Origin of the sequence: Vibrio japonicus (assembly GCF_024582835.1) — a bacterium.
GTDB lineage: Bacteria > Pseudomonadota > Gammaproteobacteria > Enterobacterales > Vibrionaceae > Vibrio > Vibrio japonicus.
Window position 1 is genome coordinate 365,631 of the sequence record NZ_CP102097.1, and the last position, 20,977, is coordinate 386,607.

General features: G+C 43.7%; 17 protein-coding genes. 9 read left to right on the forward strand and 8 right to left on the reverse strand.

The genetic code is table 11. The annotated features are described in order from the left end of the window. The first annotated feature begins 368 nt into the window (after positions 1-368). Complete coding sequence (locus tag NP165_RS14880; RefSeq protein WP_257086545.1) at positions 369-2,081, forward strand: sensor domain-containing phosphodiesterase; 1,713 nt, start codon at positions 369-371, stop codon at positions 2,079-2,081. A gap of 98 nt (positions 2,082-2,179) precedes the next feature. Here the strand turns inward: NP165_RS14880 and NP165_RS14885 are convergent, their stop codons facing one another. The 5 genes from NP165_RS14885 to NP165_RS14905 form a co-directional block, all read right to left on the reverse strand. Beyond that, positions 2,180-2,983, reverse strand: coding sequence for a MetQ/NlpA family ABC transporter substrate-binding protein (locus NP165_RS14885; RefSeq protein ID WP_257086546.1), 804 nt, complete (start codon positions 2,981-2,983; stop codon positions 2,180-2,182). 86 nt (positions 2,984-3,069) lie between these two features. Beyond that, positions 3,070-4,662, reverse strand: coding sequence for an ABC transporter ATP-binding protein (locus tag NP165_RS14890; protein ID WP_257086547.1), 1,593 nt, complete (start codon positions 4,660-4,662; stop codon positions 3,070-3,072). Between the two features lie 2 nt (positions 4,663-4,664). Beyond that, complete coding sequence (locus NP165_RS14895; RefSeq protein ID WP_257086548.1) at positions 4,665-5,702, reverse strand: ABC transporter permease; 1,038 nt, start codon at positions 5,700-5,702, stop codon at positions 4,665-4,667. Next, positions 5,702-6,790 carry a microcin C ABC transporter permease YejB gene (locus tag NP165_RS14900; protein ID WP_257086549.1) on the reverse strand — a complete coding sequence of 363 codons (1,089 nt, stop codon included), beginning with the start codon at positions 6,788-6,790 and terminating at the stop codon, positions 5,702-5,704. The genes NP165_RS14895 and NP165_RS14900 overlap by 1 nt, the downstream gene beginning before the upstream one ends. Before the next feature lie 63 nt (positions 6,791-6,853). Next, positions 6,854-8,662, reverse strand: coding sequence for an extracellular solute-binding protein (locus NP165_RS14905; protein WP_257086834.1), 1,809 nt, complete (start codon positions 8,660-8,662; stop codon positions 6,854-6,856). Positions 8,663-9,090: 428 nt separating this feature from the next. On the opposite strand from NP165_RS14905, the gene NP165_RS20105 reads away from it, so the two are divergent. Genes NP165_RS20105 through NP165_RS14930 form a run of 6 tightly spaced genes read left to right on the forward strand, consistent with a single transcriptional unit; the run spans position 9,091 to position 13,831 of the window. After that, positions 9,091-9,255, forward strand: coding sequence for a hypothetical protein (locus tag NP165_RS20105; protein ID WP_371133750.1), 165 nt, complete (start codon positions 9,091-9,093; stop codon positions 9,253-9,255). Positions 9,256-9,278: 23 nt separating this feature from the next. Continuing rightward, positions 9,279-10,010 (forward strand): immunity protein TsiV2 protein, encoded by a 732-nt coding sequence (locus NP165_RS14910; protein ID WP_371133751.1) that lies wholly within the window; start codon positions 9,279-9,281, stop codon positions 10,008-10,010. 26 nt (positions 10,011-10,036) lie between these two features. After that, complete coding sequence (locus tag NP165_RS14915; RefSeq protein ID WP_257086550.1) at positions 10,037-10,981, forward strand: immunity protein TsiV2 protein; 945 nt, start codon at positions 10,037-10,039, stop codon at positions 10,979-10,981. Positions 10,982-10,984: 3 nt separating this feature from the next. Then, positions 10,985-11,929 carry an immunity protein TsiV2 protein gene (locus NP165_RS14920; protein ID WP_257086551.1) on the forward strand — a complete coding sequence of 315 codons (945 nt, stop codon included), beginning with the start codon at positions 10,985-10,987 and terminating at the stop codon, positions 11,927-11,929. A gap of 3 nt (positions 11,930-11,932) precedes the next feature. Next, entirely contained in the window at positions 11,933-12,877 is a 945-nt protein-coding gene (locus NP165_RS14925; RefSeq protein ID WP_257086552.1) for an immunity protein TsiV2 protein, read from the forward strand. Between the two features lie 3 nt (positions 12,878-12,880). Next, positions 12,881-13,831, forward strand: a complete 951-nt coding sequence (locus NP165_RS14930) for an immunity protein TsiV2 protein (protein WP_257086553.1) — start codon at positions 12,881-12,883, stop codon at positions 13,829-13,831. Positions 13,832-13,960: 129 nt separating this feature from the next. On the opposite strand, the gene NP165_RS14935 is transcribed toward NP165_RS14930, so the two are convergent. Next, positions 13,961-14,479, reverse strand: a complete 519-nt coding sequence (locus NP165_RS14935; RefSeq protein ID WP_257086554.1) for an NUDIX hydrolase — start codon at positions 14,477-14,479, stop codon at positions 13,961-13,963. Between the two features lie 172 nt (positions 14,480-14,651). On the opposite strand from NP165_RS14935, the gene NP165_RS14940 reads away from it, so the two are divergent. Further along, positions 14,652-15,650 carry a 2-hydroxyacid dehydrogenase gene (locus tag NP165_RS14940; protein WP_257086555.1) on the forward strand — a complete coding sequence of 333 codons (999 nt, stop codon included), beginning with the start codon at positions 14,652-14,654 and terminating at the stop codon, positions 15,648-15,650. A gap of 1,064 nt (positions 15,651-16,714) precedes the next feature. Here NP165_RS14940 and NP165_RS14945 read toward each other — a convergent pair. Further along, positions 16,715-19,075, reverse strand: a complete 2,361-nt coding sequence (locus tag NP165_RS14945) for a Lon protease family protein (RefSeq protein WP_257086556.1) — start codon at positions 19,073-19,075, stop codon at positions 16,715-16,717. Between the two features lie 199 nt (positions 19,076-19,274). Here NP165_RS14945 and NP165_RS14950 point away from each other — a divergent pair, with 199 nt between their 5' ends. Then, positions 19,275-19,769 carry a hypothetical protein gene (locus NP165_RS14950; protein WP_257086557.1) on the forward strand — a complete coding sequence of 165 codons (495 nt, stop codon included), beginning with the start codon at positions 19,275-19,277 and terminating at the stop codon, positions 19,767-19,769. A gap of 88 nt (positions 19,770-19,857) precedes the next feature. On the opposite strand, the gene NP165_RS14955 is transcribed toward NP165_RS14950, so the two are convergent. Next, on the reverse strand, positions 19,858-20,757 hold the full coding sequence (locus tag NP165_RS14955; RefSeq protein WP_257086558.1) for a LysR family transcriptional regulator: 900 nt from the start codon (positions 20,755-20,757) through the stop codon (positions 19,858-19,860). Positions 20,758-20,977 lie beyond the last annotated feature (220 nt).

The window sequence follows — 20,977 nt, forward strand, 5'->3', positions numbered from 1 at the left end:
TGGCTGGTAAATATCGCGCCATGGCACTAAGTCAATTAAAATGTAACGCAATACTAGCGTGCTACGAGTTTTGTGCTATTTTACCCCCTGTTTACCGACACACCTCACAATAAAGTCGAAATATGTTTGAAATAAAGAGTGAATTTACGTTAATTACAGATACAACAATTATGAATGCCTTCGTAAGAAGTAATGGGTGACAGCATACCTACGCGTAGTTTGTCCCTGATCACTCTAGTTTAATGAGAGTAGAAATTAACCGTAACGAACGTATACCGTTTGTTGTTTTAGGTGCGTCTATCTATATGTCACACTCTATGAATAGCGTCGCAAATAATTTGCAGATCGCTGATGTATTAGAATATAAAATGTCCCTAGTTCAGGACGACTTTGCACATACTCCTTTATCTCTTTCCAAGATCGAGTTGGATGAGTTAATGGATAGCAATGTCAAACACATCCTAGACGTCCTTGACGGTGGGGTATTTAGTATGTCCGAAACGGGTTATATACGCTCCTACTCTCATGCTTTTTATAAACGTTTCGGAGTCGAACAAGACACCTTTAATCTGCAGGCTTGGCTTGAGCTTGTTCACCCCCTTGATAGACCAAAACTTCAGCAAAAAATTGACTTTCATTTCTCTGGTAATGAGCGAAAGCACAAAACGCAGTATCGAGTTCGCACCACTGAAGGGCACTACATTTGGGTTACTGGTACTGCGGTAATAAAAGAGATTAACGGTAAACGTATCCTAATTGGCTGCCATAAAGATATCTCTGACCTTAAATTAAACGACATTGATCCTTCGTATTCCTCAACACAGCAAGAACTTTTCTGGCTAGGAAACGAACAGAAGCTAAAAATGGACGTTGAGAATCACTCTCGTGAGCGCGAATATTTCAGCCTTTTTTATGTCCAAATTACCAATATTCGCTCTTATCTTTCACTCTATGGCCCAAATATCCTCAGAGACCTTCTCAAGCATTTACGTGTTGCCTTGAGCAGTTTGCCGGAACAGACATACGACGTTTACCAAATCCGATCTGATGATTTTGCTATCCTTATCAATGGTGATTTACCCCAAAACGAAATTATTCAATTGGGAAGAAAAATCACCAGAAAATTTAATGATTCGATAGAAACCAATGAGATCTTATACGGGACCGAAATTTGCGTGGGGATATACCCTAATTTCCCTCTCAAAAGAGGGATGGACGAAGCGATCCAAATTGCATCTCGCACCTCTCAGTTTGCGAGCGAGCAAGAGTCCAATAAACTCAGTGTTTATGAAGGCTCAACCAAAACAAAAGTTGATCGCCATTGTTACGTAGAGCGAGAGCTTGGCAACGCCATCATGCAGCAAATTCTCTCGGTCAAATTTCAACCTATCGTATGTGCACAGAAGAATAAACTCGCCAGTTTTGAAGCCTTGGTTCGCTGGAGATCGCCAGAGTTTGGGGAAATTTACCCAGATGAATTTATCTCTGTCGCAGAAAGAAAAGGACTAATCGTCGATTTGGGTTACGTCGTGTTTACTAAGGCTTGTCAGTTTCTTCAGCAATACCAAGAGACTCATCAAAACGATGTCCGTGTAAACATCAATGTTTCGGTTATTCAGCTTCTCAATCAGAGTTTTCCTGACACGGTCAAAGCGCTGGCCGACCAATACCAGACACCGACCAAAAACATTGTGCTCGAGCTGACTGAAACCTTAATTTTAGACGGCAATAAAAAGGCAGTGAAGCAGCTTAATCGCTTAAAAGATTATGGGTTTCAACTGTCGCTTGACGACTTTGGAGCGGGCTACACCTCATTGAACAGCTTTTTTGATTTGCCACTGCAACAAATTAAAATCGACCGCTCAGTCGCACAGCGCTCGATGACGAACCCAGCGACATTTGAGTACCTCTCTTTTATTACTCAACTGTGCCGCACCTACAACGTAGATATTGTGATAGAAGGTATTGAAGACGCCAAAATGCAGAAGATGTTCACCGATATGGGCGCGTCTTACCTGCAAGGCTATTGGTTCTCTAAGCCCCTCTCTATTGCCAGTGCAAGCTACTACACAGCGGTTTAGGCCATTGGGCTAATCTGCATGGCAGATGAAAATATAAAAACCAATAAACAAAACGGCCCATCATTGATTGGGCCGTTTTCGTAGCAAGCAGTGCACGCTTAAAAAGCAGGTTCAATAGTGCCGTTGAATTCCGTTTGCATGAAATCGCGAATCGCTTGAGATTGGTAGATTTCCACAAACTTTTTATAGTCTTGGTTATCTTTATCTTGTTTGCGACTGGCGATCACCATAACCGCTAACGGGGCATCTTTGGACTCTAAGTAAATGCCTTGCTTTTTCGGGTCTAGCCCTGCCGACATCACATAATTCATGGTAATCGCAGCGGCATCCACATCGTCCAAAGTACGTGGCAACTGCGCGGCATCCACTTCCACAAACTCAAACTGTTTCGGGTTGCTGACGACGTCATTCAGCGTTGCTTTAAAACCAGAACCCTCTCGTAACGTGATCAGTTTTGCATCCGCAAACAGTAGTAAACCGCGTCCGCCATTGGTTGGGTCATTCGGAATAGCGATGCGCGCTTTTTCTGGTAGCTCGTCGATTGAACGGTACTTATTGGAGTACACACCCATGCGCATCAGGATGGATTCGCCAATTGAGACAAGCTCGGCCTCTTGGCTATTGTTGTAGTTGTCCAAAAACGGTTTGTGCTGGTAGCTGTTTAAATCGATACTGCCATCTTCCAGTGCCGCATTCGGTGTAATGTAGTCAGAAAACTCCACAACCTTAACGTTAAGCCCTTGCTTGGCAGCTTCTTTCGCTACCGCTTCAACAACTTGTGCGTGCGGGCCTACAGTAGCACCGACCTTAATCTCGCTGCTCTCATCTTGACCACAGGCCGTCAATCCCAATACCAAAGACGCAACACATGCAAACTGACTGACTTTTCTTAATCCTTTCACTCTTCATTCCTTATTATAATTAAATAGACGTTTAGCCATCTAAATAGCCATACTACTATCGAAAATAATTTACGCAATAAGATTTTTTAGAATGAAGATAGCGATACCAACTCTTTGGTATAAGGGTGCGTTGGGTGAGTAAATAGTCGCTCTGTGTTTCCTTGCTCAACGATCTGCCCTTGCTTCATCACTATGGTGTAATGGCACAAAGATTTCACGACATTTAAATCATGGCTGATGAAGAGATAACTCAAACCGTATTTGCTTTGCAGCGATTTGAGCAAATCGAGCACCTGCGCTTGAACCGTTCTATCGAGCGAAGAAGTGGGTTCATCAAGCAAAATAAATTCCGGTTTAAGAATGAGTGCCCGAGCAATGGCGATGCGTTGACGTTGCCCACCAGAAAACTCATTGGGGTAGCGATGTCGAGATTCAGGGTCAAGATCCACCTCTTCCATCACTTCGACAATCATTCTATCAATTTCATCATCACTGAGATTTTGGTGGACATGCAAACCTTCACCAATTACTTGTGCGACCGACATCCTCGGATTGAGCGCCGAAAACGGGTCTTGAAATACCACCTGCATTTTACTGCGATAAGGAAGCATCTGGCGTCTGTCCAACCCCTGTAATTCATGCCCATCGTAAGCAATGGAACCCTGAGACTTTACCAATTTCAAAATCGCCATGCCGGTGGTTGATTTGCCAGAGCCACTTTCCCCCACCAAACCTATTGATTGCCCTTTACGCAATGAAAACGCCATATCGGTCACCGCTTTGATGTGCGAGATCACACGCTTGAACAAGCCCCCTGTAATCGGAAACCACACACGCAACTGGCTCACATCGAGTATCGTAGATTGCCCATCAAGCAAAGGGACTGGCTTGCCTCTTGGGTCAGAGTTTATTAATAGCTGTGTGTAAGGGTGCTTGGGAGCGTTAAAGATTGAGTGGCATTCCCCCTCCTCCACCAGCTTACCTTCTTGCATGACCGCAACTCTGTTCGCAATGCGCCTGACGATGCTTAAGTCATGGGTAATGAATAACATCGCCATTCCCAATTCTTTTTGTAGATCCTTCAGTAAGTCGAGAATTTGAGCCTGTACCGACACATCAAGCGCCGTGGTTGGTTCGTCTGCAATTAGAAGCTCAGGGTTATTGATCAGTGCCATCGCAATCATCACCCGCTGTCGCTCTCCACCCGACAACTCATGCGGGTAAGAATTAAGCTTAAGTTCAGGGTGATGAATGCCCACTTTCTCCAACCACTCTATAGCGATTTTTTCAGCTTTACCCTGACGCACTCCGCGATGGATAGATAACGTCTCAACTAGCTGTTTTCCGATTTTATGCAGAGGGTTCAAAGAGACCATTGGCTCTTGAAAGATCATACCGACACGTCCGCCACGAATCCCGCGAAGCTGTCGCTCGGAGCATTTCAGCATATCAACGCCGTCAAATTCGATTTGCCCTTCCATATAGTGAGAAGAACCTTTCGGCAATAGTTTTAGAATTGAATTGGCAGTGACGGATTTGCCAGAGCCACTTTCCCCCACCAAAGCCAGAGTCTCACCCTTCTTTACAGACAAAGAAACCTGATGAGTCACTTGCTCAATTTCACTGCCGCGGCCAAACCCTACAGACAACCCTTCAATGGTTAAAATTGGTTTACTCATCGCTACCTTCCTTGGTGGTGAGGATCAAACGCATCACGCACTGCTTCGCCAACAAATACGAGTAAAGTGAGCATTAGTGATAAAATAAAGAATGCCGAAAAACCGAGCCAAGGCGCTTGTAGATTGGCTTTACCTTGTGCCAAAAGTTCCCCCAAAGAAGGCGAGCCCGCAGGTAAACCAAACCCTAAAAAATCCAGTGACGTTAACGTCGTTACTGAACCAGATAATATAAAGGGCATCATGGTTAATGACGCCACCATGGCATTAGGTAACATATGTCTGAGCATAATACGCTCGTCACTGACCCCCATCGCATAAGCCGCTCTTACGTAGTCGAAATTGCGGCAGCGTAAAAATTCAGCCCTCACAATCCCAACCAAACTCATCCAACTGAACGCCACCATAATCCCCAGCAACCACCAAAAATTGGGTTCAACAAAGCTCGATAGAATAATCAGCAAAAACAGTGTTGGCATCCCCGACCACACTTCTATAAATCGCTGTCCAAACAGATCCAGCCAGCCGCCGTAATAGCCTTGCGTCGCCCCCACCGCCACGCCAATCACACTCGAAACAATGGTCAATACAAACCCAAACAGCACAGAGATTCTAAATCCATAGATAATACGCGCTAGAACATCGCGCCCTTTATCATCAGTACCCAGCCAGTTCACATTATCAGGGGATGACGGCACAGAGCCTTGTATGTTGAAGTTGATGGTGTCGTAGCTAAACGGGATTACCGGCCAAATGATATAGCCCTGCATTTCTATTAACTCAATAACATACGGGTCTGTATAATCGGCTTCGGTTTCAAATTCACCGCCAAATTCCGTTTCAGCGTACTGCTGGGCGATGGGGTAATACCACTGGTTGTTGTAAGCCACCAGCAAGGGCTTATCGTTTGCGATTAACTCCGCAAATAAGCTGATGACGAACAACACCAAAAAGATCCACAGTGACCAATAGCCGCGTTTGTTTGCTTTGAACCGTAACCAACGCGCTTCGTTTAACGGATTACTTCTCTTTTTCCTCAACATTAGCGCGCCTCAAAATCGATTCTTGGGTCAACCCATGTATAGGTCAGGTCAGAGATAATGCCTAAAATTAATCCCAGCAAAGTCATAATATACAAAGAGCTAAACACCACCGGATAATCGCGTTGGATAGTAGATTCAAACCCTAGTAGCCCTATGCCTTCTAACGAAAACATCACTTCAATCAGCATGGAACCTGTGAAAAAGATGCTGATGAACGCAGCTGGGAATCCCGCAATAATAATCAGCATCGCATTTCTAAAAACATGCTTATAAAGAATGCTGCGCTCATCCAGCCCTTTTGCTCTGGCTGTGACCACATATTGCTTATTAATCTCATCAAGAAAGGAGTTTTTAGTTAGCATACTTAGCGTTGCAAAACCACCAATGACCATAGCCGCAATGGGAAGGGTTAAGTGCCAGAAATAGTCGATAATTTGTTCATACCAGGCCAGCTGTTCAAAGTTACCTGAAACAAGGCCACGCAACGGAAACCAACTAAAATAGTTGCCACTGGCAAACAAAATAATAAGGATGATGGCGAACAAGAATCCCGGAATGGCGTAACCGACAATGACAACCGCACTCGACCACACATCAAAGCGAGAGCCATGATTAATCGCTTTAAGGATTCCCAGCGGAATAGAGATCAAATAGATGATCAAAGTACTCCACAACCCTAATGAAATCGACACAGGTAAACGCTCAATAATCAGGTCGATAACATTGCCACCTTTAAAAAGACTGTCGCCAAAATTGAAGGTGGCATAGTTTTTAAGCATGTCCCAATATCGTTCCAGCAAAGGTTTATCAAACCCAAACTGCTTTTTGATCGCTTCAACCACTTCAGGGTCAAGCCCACGTGAGCCTTTATACCCTGATACGTTCGTCTCATCCCCTGTACCTAAATCGACTTCACTTCCCCCTCCGGCAAAGCGCTCCATAATGCCTGACGTATGCCCTTCCATTTGCGCAATGGCTTGCTCAACCGGACCACCAGGTGCAATCTGGATAATGAAAAAGTTGATGGTGATAATGGCCCACAACGTGGGGATCACCAACAGGAGTCGACGCAAAATATAGGCAGCCATGAATCCCTCTTGCTAGCTGTCGTCCGTTACTTACCGAGAACACTTGTCCTCACACTGCGGTTGTTAGCGACGTTTTTCCGGAAGTTTCGCCGCTTTTTTCTCTGATACCCACCAAGTGTCTTGCCCAAGGTCGTACTTTGGCATAATCTCTGGGCGCTCAAATTTATCCCACATCGCCACGCGATATTTACTCAGATGCCATTGCGGAATAATGTAAAAATTCCACTGAAGTACGCGGTCAAGCGCTCGGCCCAAATAAAGCAAGGCCTCTGGGTTTTGCTGATTTTTGGCGATTTCTGACGTGAGGTGATCGACAACCGGATCTTTAACCCCTGCGGTGTTGTACGTGGAATCGATAAAATTAGAGTTCCAAACAATCATCAAATTAGGGCTTGGGTAAGCGTTCTCACTGTAGGGTGAAGAAAGCATATCGAAGTCTCTGTCACGCAATCTTTTTATATACTGAGTGGTATCGACTGTGCGGATCTTCATCTCGATCCCCATTAAACTCAGGTTCTTTTGCACCGGGATGGCGATGCGTTCTGTTGTCGGGCTATAGATCAAAAATTCGAAGCTCATTGGCTCGCCTGTCGCCACATTGGTCATCACCTTATCTTTGAGCTCCCAACCCGCTTCTTTAAGCAATTTAAAAGCCGTTCGCATTTGAGCGCGGATTCGTCCAGAACCATCACTGACAGGCGGTTGATACTCCTGCGTAAACACGCGTGGAGGAAGCTTATCTTTAAACGGATTTAGAATGGCTAACTCTTGCTCAGAAGGTAAGCCTTTGGCCTCGTACTCTGTGTTTTGAAAGTAGCTTCGTGAGCGTGTGTATTGATCGTAGAACATATTCTTGTTCATCCACTCAAAATCCATCGCGTAGTTAAGTGCTTCACGTACCTTTGGATCTTTAAACACGTCACTTTGAATATTGAATACAAACGCCTGCATACTTTCCGGCTTTTGATGAGGGATCTCTTCTTTGATGATAAATCCTTGATCAAAATTCACACCCGTGTAGGAGTTAGCCCAAAACTTCGCGGAACTTTCCATACGAAAATCAAACTCGCCAGCTTTAAAGGCTTCGAGCATGACGGTGTCGTCTCGGTAGTAGTCATACTGAATACGAGCGAAGTTGTTGCGACCGACATTCACGGGCAGATCTTTGGCCCAGTAGTCCGCCACCAGTTCATATGTCACGCTCTGGCCTGATTTGTAGTCGCTGATCTTATATGCGCTGCTGCCAACGGGCGGCGTCGCTAATGGCTCTGATAAGCTTTTATCTTGCCAAAAGTGTTTTGGTAACACGCGTGCGCTCTGCGCGAAACTAAACAGCTTTTCACGGTTTGGCTTTGCCATTTCAATACGCACTGTGAGCTTGTCTTTCGCCTTAACGGATTTGATATCCTGATAATAAACACGATATTGCGGCACACCTTCTGCCATAAACTTATCAAAGGTAAAAGCCACATCATCCGCAGTAATGGGCTGACCATCGTGGAAGCGTGCCTTAGGATTAATATCGAGTTCTAACCAAGTAAAGTCATCGGAATAACGGACTTTTTCAGCAATGAGTGGGTAATACGCATCGATTTCATCGCTCGGAGAATACATCAAGGTATCGTACAACTCCCCACTTTGAGCCGCCGCCACACCGCGTGAAGCAAATCGGTTAAAGTTGTCGTACGTTCCGACTTGACCATATGTCACGGTGCCATACTTAGGCGCGTTTGGATTCACATAATCAAAATGCGTAAAATCCGGCTTGTACTTTGCTTCCCCAAATCCAACCAGCACAGAAGTTTCTATCACCTCTGCATACGAAAAACTGGTTGTTAATGCTAACGCGCACCCCAGCACCACCTTGTGCATTGCCCCCATAAGCGACTCCCTTGCTCATTTAGACCCAAATTCCCTAATAGGCTATTAATTAATATTAATAATTCAATTACTTGGATAAGTATAGAAGTCACTCTAAGTTTCTGTGTAATAAATTCAATCCAATTAGCGGGTTATTGCTATTTCTTTGACATGACGTACGGTTACTAAAACAAAAAATGGTTCTAAGAATTCATTTTTTGGAAAATTTACTAATTTATTGGATAAAGATTACTTAGATTAAACCTAACCATTTGATTTTCATTATAAAGATAATTGGTTCGTATTTTGCTTGTCGTGAGTAACATTTATTCATCGACTGGTATTATGAGCAACCCACTCCCTCCTAAAACCTCCATGCTTTGGCACGACCATGCCTATACACATGAAGAATCTGTGGACTTAGTTTAAAGGAGTAATCTTTGGCCTATTTACCCTTTTACATCACACCAGAAGAGTGTGTTATCTATCAAGAGGCTCAGGAGCAAGAGATTGCATCCGGTGACCATGTTATCAGTTGGGCGACTGTTAACGTAGAAGAGCCCTCTCGTTATATCCACATAAGTATGACGTTGGTTCGTCAATAGTATGCGTACTCATTTTTTTCTTATTGGTTGATTTTGGAAACGTATCTCAGGCATTAACACTGGCGGGAGGGCTATCTTTAGGCGTATTAATCGTCTATTTCTTGCTAAGACTCAATTTTTTAAAGCGGTATAGTTTTACCTTATCCGAAAAAGGATTCATCTCTAAACAACGTAGTACTTTGCCCAAATGGTTCAACACTGCTGCGCAAGTCATGGGCTGGTTTGGTGCAATTGTCTGTGTATTTATGGTCGCGGTCGCAGGCCCCATGGCTCTGGCTGGAGCTGGCGGATTTATCTTACTCTCGTTTGGTATGTTAAAGCGCCAGCCGGATGAACCGACTGAGATCAAAGTCGGAATGAGAGAAGATTGGTTGTTTGCGTACTACAACAAAAAGCGCAAAGTCATCCAGTTTTTTTACAAACATGACAAATGCTATTACAGGGACATATATAAAACGACCATTTTTCGGTCTCACAGTCGAGGTGACTCCTACATTTTCTTCAAAACCGTGACTGATCTAGAGGCAATGATAGAAAAACTCTCCAACGACTATCATCTTGAATGTATTGAAGTTGAAGATCACAAAGAAATATTTAAAGGAAAACCTGAGCCCAAACTGGCCGATATACCTGTGCGAAATCTCGAATACCCTATTGATGATACGTTTGAATTAAGAGCAAAAAAACGCCGCCACCAAAATGGAAATACATTTACCGCAGTAAATGGCGGACCAAAGCCGAGATTGAAGAATTGAACGCCGACACCGCCAAGGAGTAACCTTTGGCATATTTACCCTTTTACATCACCCCAGAAGAGTGTGTCGCTTATCAAGAGGCTCAAGAGCAAGAGATCGCGTCTGGTAGAGATGTCGTCATCTGGAATAAGTTCGATATAGAGGAGCCTTTTAGGTATTTATTTTTATCGGTAGCTGTTGCTGCCGTTAGTCCTTTATTTTTTCTCACTTATTTTCTTCACGACAGTAGTCAAATGATCGTGACCTACATGCTGACTGGTGTAACTGTTCTCATGTCTGGTGTGTCCTATCTTACCTTTGGCCTAGATAATCGCTACGATTGCATACTGTCTGAAAAAGGCTTTGTGGTTAAAAAGCGGCGCAATATGCCCAAATGGGTCAACACTGCCGCACAAGTCATGGGCTGGTTTGGTGCTATTGTCTGTGTATTTATGGTCGCGGTCGCAGGCCCCATGGCTTTGGCTGGGGCGGGCGGCTTTATCTTACTCTCGTTTGGAATGTTAAAGCGCCAACCGGATGAGCCAACGGAGATAAAAGTCGGGATGCGAGAAGATTGGTTGTTTACCTACTACAACAAAAAACGCAAAGTCATCCAATTTTTCCACAAATACGATGTCTGCTGTAAATGGAATTTAGAAAAAAACACCATATTTAGAGCGCACAGTAGAGGCGATAGTTACCTCTTCTTTAAAACCGTAACTGACCTTGAGGCAATGGTAGAAAAACTCTCCAACGACTATCACCTTGAATGCATCGAAGTAGACAATCACAAAGAACTATTTGAGGGAAAAATAGAAACTAAACTTCTCCATATCCCTACTCGAAGTCTTGAATACCCTGTTGAGGATACATTTGAATTAAGAGCGAAAAAGACACCGCCACCCAAGTGGGAATATCTGTACAACGGTCAATGGCGAACCAAAGCCGAGATTGAAGAATTGAACGCCGAATCAACCACCGCCAAGGAGTAACCTTTGGCATATTTACCCTTTTACATCACACCAGAAGAGTGTGTCGCTTATCAAGAAGCTCAAGAGCAAGAGGTAACATCTGGTGAAGACACCATCACTTGGCAGAAGTTCGATATCGAAGAACCGAACCGATATTCCAATATCCTATTCAGTCTAATACCTATAGTAGTAATGGCTGGTGTATTACTTTCGTTTTGGTTTACTGCTGACAAAGATGAAATTATTGGTTTTAGCTTCATAGTATTTTTGATATTGGGCTATGGTTACTGTTATTTAGTATTTGGCCTCGATTATCGCTATGAACACACCTTCTCAGAAAAGGGCTTTGTGGTTAAAAAACGGCGCAATATGCCCAAATGGGTCAACACTGCCGCACAGGTCATGGGCTGGTTTGGTGCTATTGTCTGTGTATTTATGGTCGCGGTCGCAGGCCCCATGGCTCTGGCCGGAGCTGGCGGATTTATCTTACTCTCGTTTGGTATGTTAAAGCGCAAGCCGGATGAACCGACGGAGATCAAAGTCGGAATGAGAGAAGATTGGTTGTTTGCGTACTACAACAAAAAGCGCAAAGTCATCCAGTTTTTTTACAAACATGACAACTGCTATTACAGGGACATATATAAAACGACCATTTTTCGGTCTCATAGTCGAGGTGACTCCTACATTTTCTTCAAAACCGTGACTGATCTAGAGGCAATGATAGAAAAACTCTCCAACGACTATCATCTTGAATGTATTGAAGTTGAAGATCACAAAGAAATATTTAAAGGAAAACCTGAGCCCAAACTGGCCGATATACCTGTGCGAAATCTCGAATACCCTATTGATGATACGTTTGAATTAAGAGCAAAAAAAACGCCGCCACCAAAATGGAAATACATTTACCGCAGTAAATGGCGGACCAAAGCCGAGATTGAAGAATTGAACGCCGACACCGCCAAGGAGTAACCTTTGGCATATTTACCCTTTTACATCACACCAGAAGAGTGTGTCGCTTATCAAGAAGCTCAAGAGCAAGAAATCGCGTCTGGTAAAGATGCCATCATCTGGAATAAGTTCGATATAGAGGAGCCTTTTCGGTATTTATTTTTGTCAGTAGCTGTTGCTGCCGTTAGCCCTTTATTTTTTCTCACTTATTTTCTTCACGACAGTAGTCAAATGATCGTGACCTATATGCTGACGGGTGTAACTGTTCTCATGTCTGGTGTGTCCTATCTTACCTTTGGCCTAGATAATCGCTACGATTGTATACTGTCTGAAAAAGGCTTTGTGGTTAAAAAACGGCGCAATATGCCCAAATGGGTCAACACTGCCGCACAGATCATGGGCTGGTTTGGTGCTATTGTCTGTGTATTTATGGTCGCGGTCGCAGGCCCTATGGCGCTGGCTGGGGCAGGCGGCTTTATATTACTCTCGTTTGGTATGTTAAAGCGCCAGCCGGATGAACCGACGGAGATCAAAGTCGGGATGAGAGAAGATTGGTTGTTTACCTACTACAACAAAAAACGCAAAGTGATTAAGTTTTTTCATAAATACGATAACTGCAGATATCGAGATGTGGCAAAAACTCTTGTGCACAGAAGCCACAATAGGGGCTATAGCTTTATGTTTTTTAAGTCAGTTTCTGACCTTGAGGCAATGGTAGAAAAACTCTCCAACGACTATCACCTTGAATGCATCGAAGTTGAAAATCATAAGGAATTATTTGAAGGAAAAATCGAACCTAAACTCCTCCACATACCTACTCGAGGTCTCGAATACCTTGTTGATGAAACCTTTGAATTAAGAGCAAAAAAGACACCGCCGCCCAAGTGGGAATACCTGTACAACGGTCAATGGCGAACCAAAGCAGAGATTGAAAAATTGAACGCCGAATCAACCACCGCCAAGGAGTAACCTTTGGCATATTTACCCTTTTACATCACACCAGAAGAGTGTGTTATCTATCAAGAGGCTCAGGAGCAAGAGATTGCATCCGGTGACCATGTTATCAGTTGGGCGACTGTTAACGTAGAAGAGCCCTCTCGTTATATCCACATAAGTATGACGTTGGTTCCGTCAATAGTATGCGTACTCATTTTTTTCTTATTGGTTGATTTTGGAAACGTATCTCAGGCATTAACACTGGCGGGAGGGCTATCTTTAGGCGTATTAATCGTCTATTTCTTGCTAAGACTCAATTTTTTAAAACGGTATAGTTTTACCTTATCCGAAAAAGGATTCATCTCTAAACAACGTAGTACTTTGCCTAAATGGTTCAACACTGCTACACAAGTTATGGGCTGGTTTGGGGCTATTGTCTGTGTATTTATGGTCGCGGTCGCTGGCCCTATGGCGCTGGCTGGGGCGGGCGGCTTTATCTTACTCTCGTTTGGTATGTTAAAGCGCCAGCCGGATGAACCGACGGAGATCAAAGTCGGGATGAGAGAAGATTGGTTGTTTACCTACTACAACAGAAAACGCAAAGTGATTAAGTTTTTTCACAAATACGATGTCTGCTGTGAATGGAATTTAGAGAAAAAAACCATTTTCCGCTGCCATGATCGAGGATACACGTACTTATTCTTTAAGACTGTTACCGATCTGGAAACGATGATAACTAAGCTATCAAAAGACTATAACCTCGAATGCATTGAACTAAAGGATCATAAAGATTTTTTTGAAGGCCGGGTTGAATCGAAACTCCTCCACATCCCTGCTCGAAGTCTCGAATACCCTGTTGAGGATACATTTGAATTAAGAGCAAAAAAGACTCCACCGCCAAAGTGGGAATACCTGTACAACGGTCAATGGCGAACCAAAGCCGAGATTGAAAAATTGAACACCGAATCAGCCACCGCCAAGGAGTAATCCTTGGCGCATTTATTTCTGACTCAGCCAAATCACTGTTACAAGCTTAATTGAACCACAAAATTACTGAGGCAGTCGCGCTGAGAAAACTCAGCCCCATCAAATGAAACTGTCGAGCGATAGGTGGAATCAAAGCATTTCTTTCGCAACGAGCTGCAGAAGATAAGTTTCACGCTCGATGCTCATGCCCTTCTTCGGGCTTTCTGCGATCGTCTTTTCATTGTGGGCAATTGCGTCGTGAATGTTGATCCACATCGGCTTCATGCCATTTTTGATTTCATAATCTTCGTACGAGGTTTGACCAAGCTCTCTGTCGATTTTGCACGTATAGCAGTAAGAAATCATGTGCATTACGTCTGCGTCGTCTTTGTACCAAGGGCGAAATTCTTCAAAGATACCGAATGGCTTGATGCTATGAATATTGTTTGCGCCCGTTTCTTCTTCCAGCTCGCGTACCATACCTGCAATTACATCTTCGCCTTCATCTAAACCACCACCAGGAATGGTGTAATCGTGGTAACGCTCTGTATAAAGCAGAAGAATATCCTCACCATCAACGACGATAGCGCGCGCGGCATTGCGCTTAAACACAAGCTTATCGTCAAGGTGATCAATATCGGGATGAATCGTTGTTTTAAGGTGTCTCATTATTAAATGTACGTTAGCAAGAATTTGCCGCGATTCTAACACATCGCCATACCTATACCACTGGATAGAACTCAGTGAGTTACCACATAAAATTGATGGTTTTATTTTTTATCAATTAGATGTTCAATAGAGACAACTTTTCCTCCTACATCTATTTTTTGAGAGGCCTTTTATGTTAGATGTCGCTTTTTTCAGTGCCAAGTCTTATGACCAAGAGTCATTTAGCAAAGCAAACGAAAAGTTTGGTTTTAATCTGCACTTCCACGATTTTGCACTTACGCGTAAAACGGCCAAGATTGCCCACGGCTGCCAGGTTGTATGCCCTTTCGTAAACGATGACCTTTCAGCTGAGGTGCTTACGTCGCTCGCTGAAAACGGTGTGAAAATGATCGCCATGCGCTGCGCAGGTTTTGACAGAGTAGACCTACAAGCAGCTAAAGCGCTCGGTATACAAGTTGTTCGCGTTCCGGCCTATTCACCAGAGTCCGTTGCTGAGCATGCTGTGGGGTTGATGATGAGCCTCAACCGCCGATTCCATAAGGCATATCAACGCACCCGTGATGCCAACTTTTCCCTTGAAGGTCTAGTCGGTTTTAACTTTTTTGGTAAAACCGCTGGCGTGATTGGCACTGGTAAAATAGGCATTGCCACCATGCGAATTCTTAAAGGACTGGGGATGGAGATTCTTTGCTACGACCCTTATGAAAATCCATTGGCGCTAGAAATGGGCGCAACTTACTGCAGTAAAGAAGAGCTGTTTTCTAAAAGTGATGTCATCACTCTGCATTGCCCGATGTCAGAGGAAAACTATCACCTACTCGATGAAGAAGCCTTCAACCAGATGCAAGATGGTGTCATGATCATTAACACCAGTCGTGGTGGACTACTGAATGCAGAAGCCGCAATTGAAGCGTTAAAACGTGGCCGAATTGGCGCGCTTGGCTTGGATGTGTATGAAAATGAAAAAGATCTGTTTTTCCGCGATAAGTCCAACGACATTATCGTAGATGACGTTTTCCGCCGTTTATCTGCGTGCCACAACGTACTGTTCACGGGCCACCAAGCGTTCTTGACGCATGAAGCATTAGGCAACATTGCCGATACGACGCTCGGCAGTATTGAAGCGTTCAGTAAGGGTGAAAAATCAGGGAATGAACTGATTGAGCTTTAACACTGTTAGTCTATAAAACAATCAAGTTTATAGAGTGTAGGGATGTGATGACCAAGGGAGGCTGACCCATTTGTTAATGGCTTTAGGGGTGACAGTGGGGAGCAATCACGCTCCCCATTCCTTTTTGTTTCAATGCACAGTTTGAAGGTATATGTTATCTGTAAAAAACGCACTTAGTCCTGTCTAAAGCGATAATTGCATTCTGCTTCTTTCGATAAATTGTCTACTCAGTCATTGATGTGTTTCTTATCTCCTAAAGAAGAGACTACAAGGTGATAAAAATAGACTAGACCCCACGCAAAAAACAGTAGTCCTATCAACGGCTTTAACATCACTAAATTGAGCATAATCACAAAGCAAATACTTAGATGTTGTCTATCCAAACGTGTAAATAAAAATAGCGACAATAAAAAACAACCAGTTTACCCACATGAATAAATCGAAGGTAATCGCTCTATTCCTTCGACGATGACGTATGATAGGGTACCCTAGAACAAACAAAGTAAAGATACCTCCAGCACCAATTCCACCTAACGACAAACTGTATTTATCTTTAAATGCTTCAGGATCTTTTGCCAAACAGTTCACCAATGAGTTGATGTGTTTTCGATCACCAAGGCCGTATACTACTAAGTAATAGAAATATACGAACATCCAGATAAGAGAAAATAATGCTGCGCTAGAAATTATCGTATCTATCACGTTCGCAAACCTTTGATTGACTGCTCTATAGAAAAATTGTTGAATCTAGAATTCAAAATGTACTCACTCACCCTATCTTGTAGCTGCTTACTGGACTCAAACCAGCAAACCGCAACATTACTATCAATCCGGTATTGTTAAATGCAACTTATTGTGCGATTGGAGTTCGACACCCTAAAGCATTATCTAAATTTATCGAATAGAAGGCACTTGATAACACGCTTTGGATCATGAGTGAGTGACAACAATCTACCAGATCTGATTAATCCTTGAATTAAAAAGTGACAGGTTGTGCCCTGGGTAATCCATAGACGATAAACATTTAGGGCTTCCATTTGGAAGCCCTAATACTACTTAACGGATTATTTTCGCAGTGAGTTCAGTTTGGCCTGTGCAATACCAAACACAGTATTGATAGGGTAACTGCCCTCTTCGTTTAGCTCGCCTGCAGGTTTGCCCATAAATAGCTCAATGGCTTCGACTACGTGGTCAATAGCCCAGATATGGAACTCACCCTTTTCGACTGCTTTCACAATATCGGGTCTTAGCATCAGGTTATGCATGTTTGAACGCGGGATAACAACGCCTTGCTCATTGTGTCGGCCCTTAATGCCACAAACATCGTAGAAGCCTTCAATTTTTTCATTCACGCCACCAATAGGCTGCGATTCACCGAACTGATTCATTGAGCCAGTGATCGCGATATCTTGCCTATTGGGTTGTTTCGAGAATGCCGATACCACCGCACATAATTCAGCCATGCTTGCACTGTCACCATCGACGCCGCCATAGGATTGCTCAAACGTGATCGTAGTATTAAGTGGCACTTTGGCCGTTCTGCCAAACACTGACGACAAATACGCGCTCAGAATCATCACGCCTTTAGAGTGGATACTGCCGCCCAAGTCGACACTTCTTTCGATATCAATCACATCGCCTTCACCATAGCAAATTGTCGCTGTGATGCGGTTTGGCGCACCGAACATATATTCGCTGGTACTCAAAACAGACAGTGCATTAACCTGACCGATAGCACTCCCTTCTGTCTGAATCAGCGTCGTCCCGTTAATGAACCCTTCCATGACAGCGTCTTTCAGACGGCTAATTCGGAGCTCTTGATTGGCCAATGCCTCTTCTACGTGTGTTGAGCGAATCATATTAGAGTTTGCCTGCTTCGCCACGTAGTTTGACTCGCGAAGAAGATTCGCAATATGCGCGGAATGTAACGACAGTTTCGTCTGATCTCCAGCTAAGCGAGAGCTATGTTCAATGATTCTCGCAATCGCTTTACGGTCACAATGAAGCATGCCGTTGTCGTGTACAACACTAGAGATAAAGCGAGCGTAATGCAGTTCAGACTCAGCGCTACGTGTCATTTCGTCTTCAAAATCCGCGGTCACTCTGAACAACTCACTAAATTCTGGATCGTAATGTTGCAACAGCTGATAAGTTCTATAATCGCCAAACAGAATGATCTTAACATCCAAAGGAATCGGCTCTGGATCGAGTGACACTGTGCCAGTCAACGTGACTTCTTTTTCCAGAGAGGTGAAGCTCAATTTACGCGCCCTTAACGCACGCTTAATCCCATCCCATACATAAGGTTGCTCCAACACTTTCTGAGCATCCATCAACAACACACCACCATTGGCTTTGTGTAAACTGCCCGCGCGAATCAGTGAGAAGTCGGTAAATACGGTACCCTTAAACGTGGCGGTCTCGATGTAACCAAACAGCGAGTGATAGTTCGGGTTCTCTTCCACCACAATCGGGAAGTCTTCTTTTTTGCGGCTTACTAGAACGTTAATCTTGTAGCGGCGAGGCAGTTTTTTATCCAATGACGCGCTGGCAATCTCCGCTTGCTCTTCACTTTTCTCCAAGAAAATATCGGCGTTTTCAACAATGTCTTTTTGCAGGTCTTTTAAGTACGCCTTAATCTCTGGGTAACGAGAATAGTCTTTCTTCAACTGCTTGATGAAATGAGCAATAACGTCGAGTGTGACTTCGTCGTTAAGCTTTTTGATCTTATCGCTGTACGACTCTTCCCATTCTGTCAGCTGTCTCACCATATCGCGCAGCTGCACTTCCAGCGTATCAATCGTATCGCTGAAGTGTTCTTGTTCTTTCTTACTTAGATTGTCGAAGCTCTCTTCGGTGTGCATCTCTTCGCCATTCATAGCGACAAATTGATAGTCTCCCTGAGTGGTGATGGTCAGACTGATGCCTTGGGCTTTCGCTTCTTTCGCTATTTGAGCCAACTCGGCTTCTTGTTTTTGCGCCAGTTGGTTTTTAAGCTTGTCCGCGCGGCTGTAATAGATCTCATTGTCAAACGCGAGTGGAATCGCATTCAGCAGCTTAGATATGAGTTTTTCAATATCGTGCCTTAAACTACTACCCACACCGAATGGCAGCTTCAGCACTTTAGGCGTACGAACATCTTCAAAATTCGCGACATAGCACCAATCATAAAGTTCGCTTGGCTCATGTTTATGACGATTTAAGTAACGCAAAATCATGGTGCGCTTACCTAGGCCATTTTGCCCGATGGCGTACATGTTGTAGCCTTTTTCTTTGATCGACATTGCAAACTCTAATGCCTTTTGCGCTCGCTCCTGACCAACGATCTCGTCAATGGGTGCCAGCTCCTTTGTCGACTTACTTGGCAACATTTCCAGCTCGGCAGCATGATACAACTGAGTTGCCTCTAAGCGTTGAATAGCCATCTTACATTTCCTTGTTCGGACTTCTTTTGCCTTAGTGTAGGTTAGATTTGGTTATATTTTAGTGACTTAGATGCAATTTACGTTCAAGTGATTAAATATCCACCAAATTACACACCCCGCCACACAAATGATAATCATTTGCAATAGTGGTTAATTTCTATTTAAATGTAGGATAAATAATTCTGGCGGAGTAATAAAAATGGATCTACAGCAGTGTTGGACACACTATCTGAAAGCTGAACAGTTGTTAGAACAGGGCCATTGGCCAGAAGCGTACTATTTATATGATCAGGTACTTTGCCATCTGCCTTCCCACATTCAATCCGCGATTGAAAGCGACGACACGAAACCCTGTCAATTTAGTTGCTTACTTACTGGCTTAAGAGATGCTGCGGTGTCGCAATCTGAAATCCTGAACAAAATGGGCCAACACCATAAAGCGTTTGATCTTTTGAATCAGAGTTATGCTCTACTGCAGTTTTTGTCGATTGAGAGTTCAGAACTGGTTTATGCCACTCACCACATTCTCGACAAAAACAGTGAAGAGCTATTGCAGCATATGGGCGCGTTTTGCACTGCACAGCGTAATGCTCAGTGGATGCTTGAATTCGAGCAAGTACAAAAGGCTCACCACCACTTTGCCACGCTTAAAACGTACAGCTTAGCAACGGAAAGTTCGCGAACCATCAATTAAACAATAGAGGGTACTCATACCACCTATTCGGTTTGGCCGCCGACCCAAAAGCCGGCACACGGATGTGTCGGCTTTTTTCTTACAAAAATTAGAAATAATGTGAAATCGTAAGGTATCTTTCTCTGATATGTTCGATCAGTAGTCTCACCTTATTTGGCGGCTGACGAGTAAAAGGATAAACCGCATAAACGCCTAGCTTTTTCCCTACCTGTTCCGGAAACAAATCCACCAACTGGCCGTTGCGTAAATCGTGGTACACCAAGCACCTTGGTACATAAGCAATACCGTGGCCGCCTAGCGTGGCTTTGCGCAGCGCCGTGGCGTTATTAGTAAAGAACGCGCCAGATACACTCACAATGTAGTTGCCATTTTTGGATTTAAACTCCCACTCACTTGCACCCGTGGTTTGGTATGCGTACTGCAGGCAGTTGTGGCTTACTAAATCTTCTGGTTTGGCTGGTTTACCGTTTCTGGCGACATAAGCAGGCGATGCGCATACCACCCATTGCGAGTCGAGAATGTGCCTTGCAATCAAACTAGAATCTTCTAAATATCCGGTTCTTATCACCAAATCATAACCACCTTCGACAAGGTCGACAAAGCGGTTATCCAGTTCCATATCCACGGTTAGGCCCGGATGCATGTTACAAAATTCGGCTACCGCATCGGCTAAGATTAAATCGCCTGAGATACACGGAACGGACATTTTAATGTGGCCACTTACATTCTCACCAAAGCCAGATATCGTGTTCATAGCTTCGACAGTGGCTTGCTTCACATTTTTTGCGCTATGGGCAAGGGCTTTACCTGCTTCCGTTAACGTCAATTTACGCGTAGTTCGATATAGCAATTGAACCGCTAATTCCTCTTCCAAACGGGCAATTCTTTTGCTAACTACCGAGTTTGTAAGATTATTTATCTCTGCCACTTTACTAAAGCTACCCGTTTCTACTACCTGAGAAAACAGGATTAAATCGTCTGCTCGCATCTTATTATGTCATTTTTGGAACTAATCATTTTCATTATTTCCCTATATCAACAAAAAATAAAGCGGTAAATTCCTCGCGAAATTAACACTAATAACACAAATACAAAATCTAAGAGGCTCACAAGAGTCCAGATTTAGAAAGAAAGTCGAGCCAATCTGGATACGCAGTTGTACGACTCATTGTTTATTAAGGAAACTTATCAAAAGCGCCAAGTTAAGC

What these genes read in the sequence shown, in the direction of transcription:
- NP165_RS14945 (WP_257086556.1), bottom strand. Translation starts at nt 19,075, where the DNA reads ATGGCTATTCAACGCTTAGAGGCAACTCAGTTGTATCATGCTGCCGAG.
- NP165_RS14900 (WP_257086549.1), bottom strand. Translation starts at nt 6,790, where the DNA reads ATGGCTGCCTATATTTTGCGTCGACTCCTGTTGGTGATCCCCACGTTG.
- NP165_RS14950 (WP_257086557.1), top strand. Translation starts at nt 19,275, where the DNA reads ATGGATCTACAGCAGTGTTGGACACACTATCTGAAAGCTGAACAGTTG.
- NP165_RS14940 (WP_257086555.1), top strand. Translation starts at nt 14,652, where the DNA reads ATGTTAGATGTCGCTTTTTTCAGTGCCAAGTCTTATGACCAAGAGTCA.
- NP165_RS14890 (WP_257086547.1), bottom strand. Translation starts at nt 4,662, where the DNA reads ATGAGTAAACCAATTTTAACCATTGAAGGGTTGTCTGTAGGGTTTGGC.
- NP165_RS14880 (WP_257086545.1), top strand. Translation starts at nt 369, where the DNA reads ATGTCCCTAGTTCAGGACGACTTTGCACATACTCCTTTATCTCTTTCC.
- NP165_RS14955 (WP_257086558.1), bottom strand. Translation starts at nt 20,757, where the DNA reads ATGCGAGCAGACGATTTAATCCTGTTTTCTCAGGTAGTAGAAACGGGT.
- NP165_RS14895 (WP_257086548.1), bottom strand. Translation starts at nt 5,702, where the DNA reads ATGTTGAGGAAAAAGAGAAGTAATCCGTTAAACGAAGCGCGTTGGTTA.
- NP165_RS14935 (WP_257086554.1), bottom strand. Translation starts at nt 14,479, where the DNA reads ATGAGACACCTTAAAACAACGATTCATCCCGATATTGATCACCTTGAC.
- NP165_RS14905 (WP_257086834.1), bottom strand. Translation starts at nt 8,662, where the DNA reads ATGCACAAGGTGGTGCTGGGGTGCGCGTTAGCATTAACAACCAGTTTT.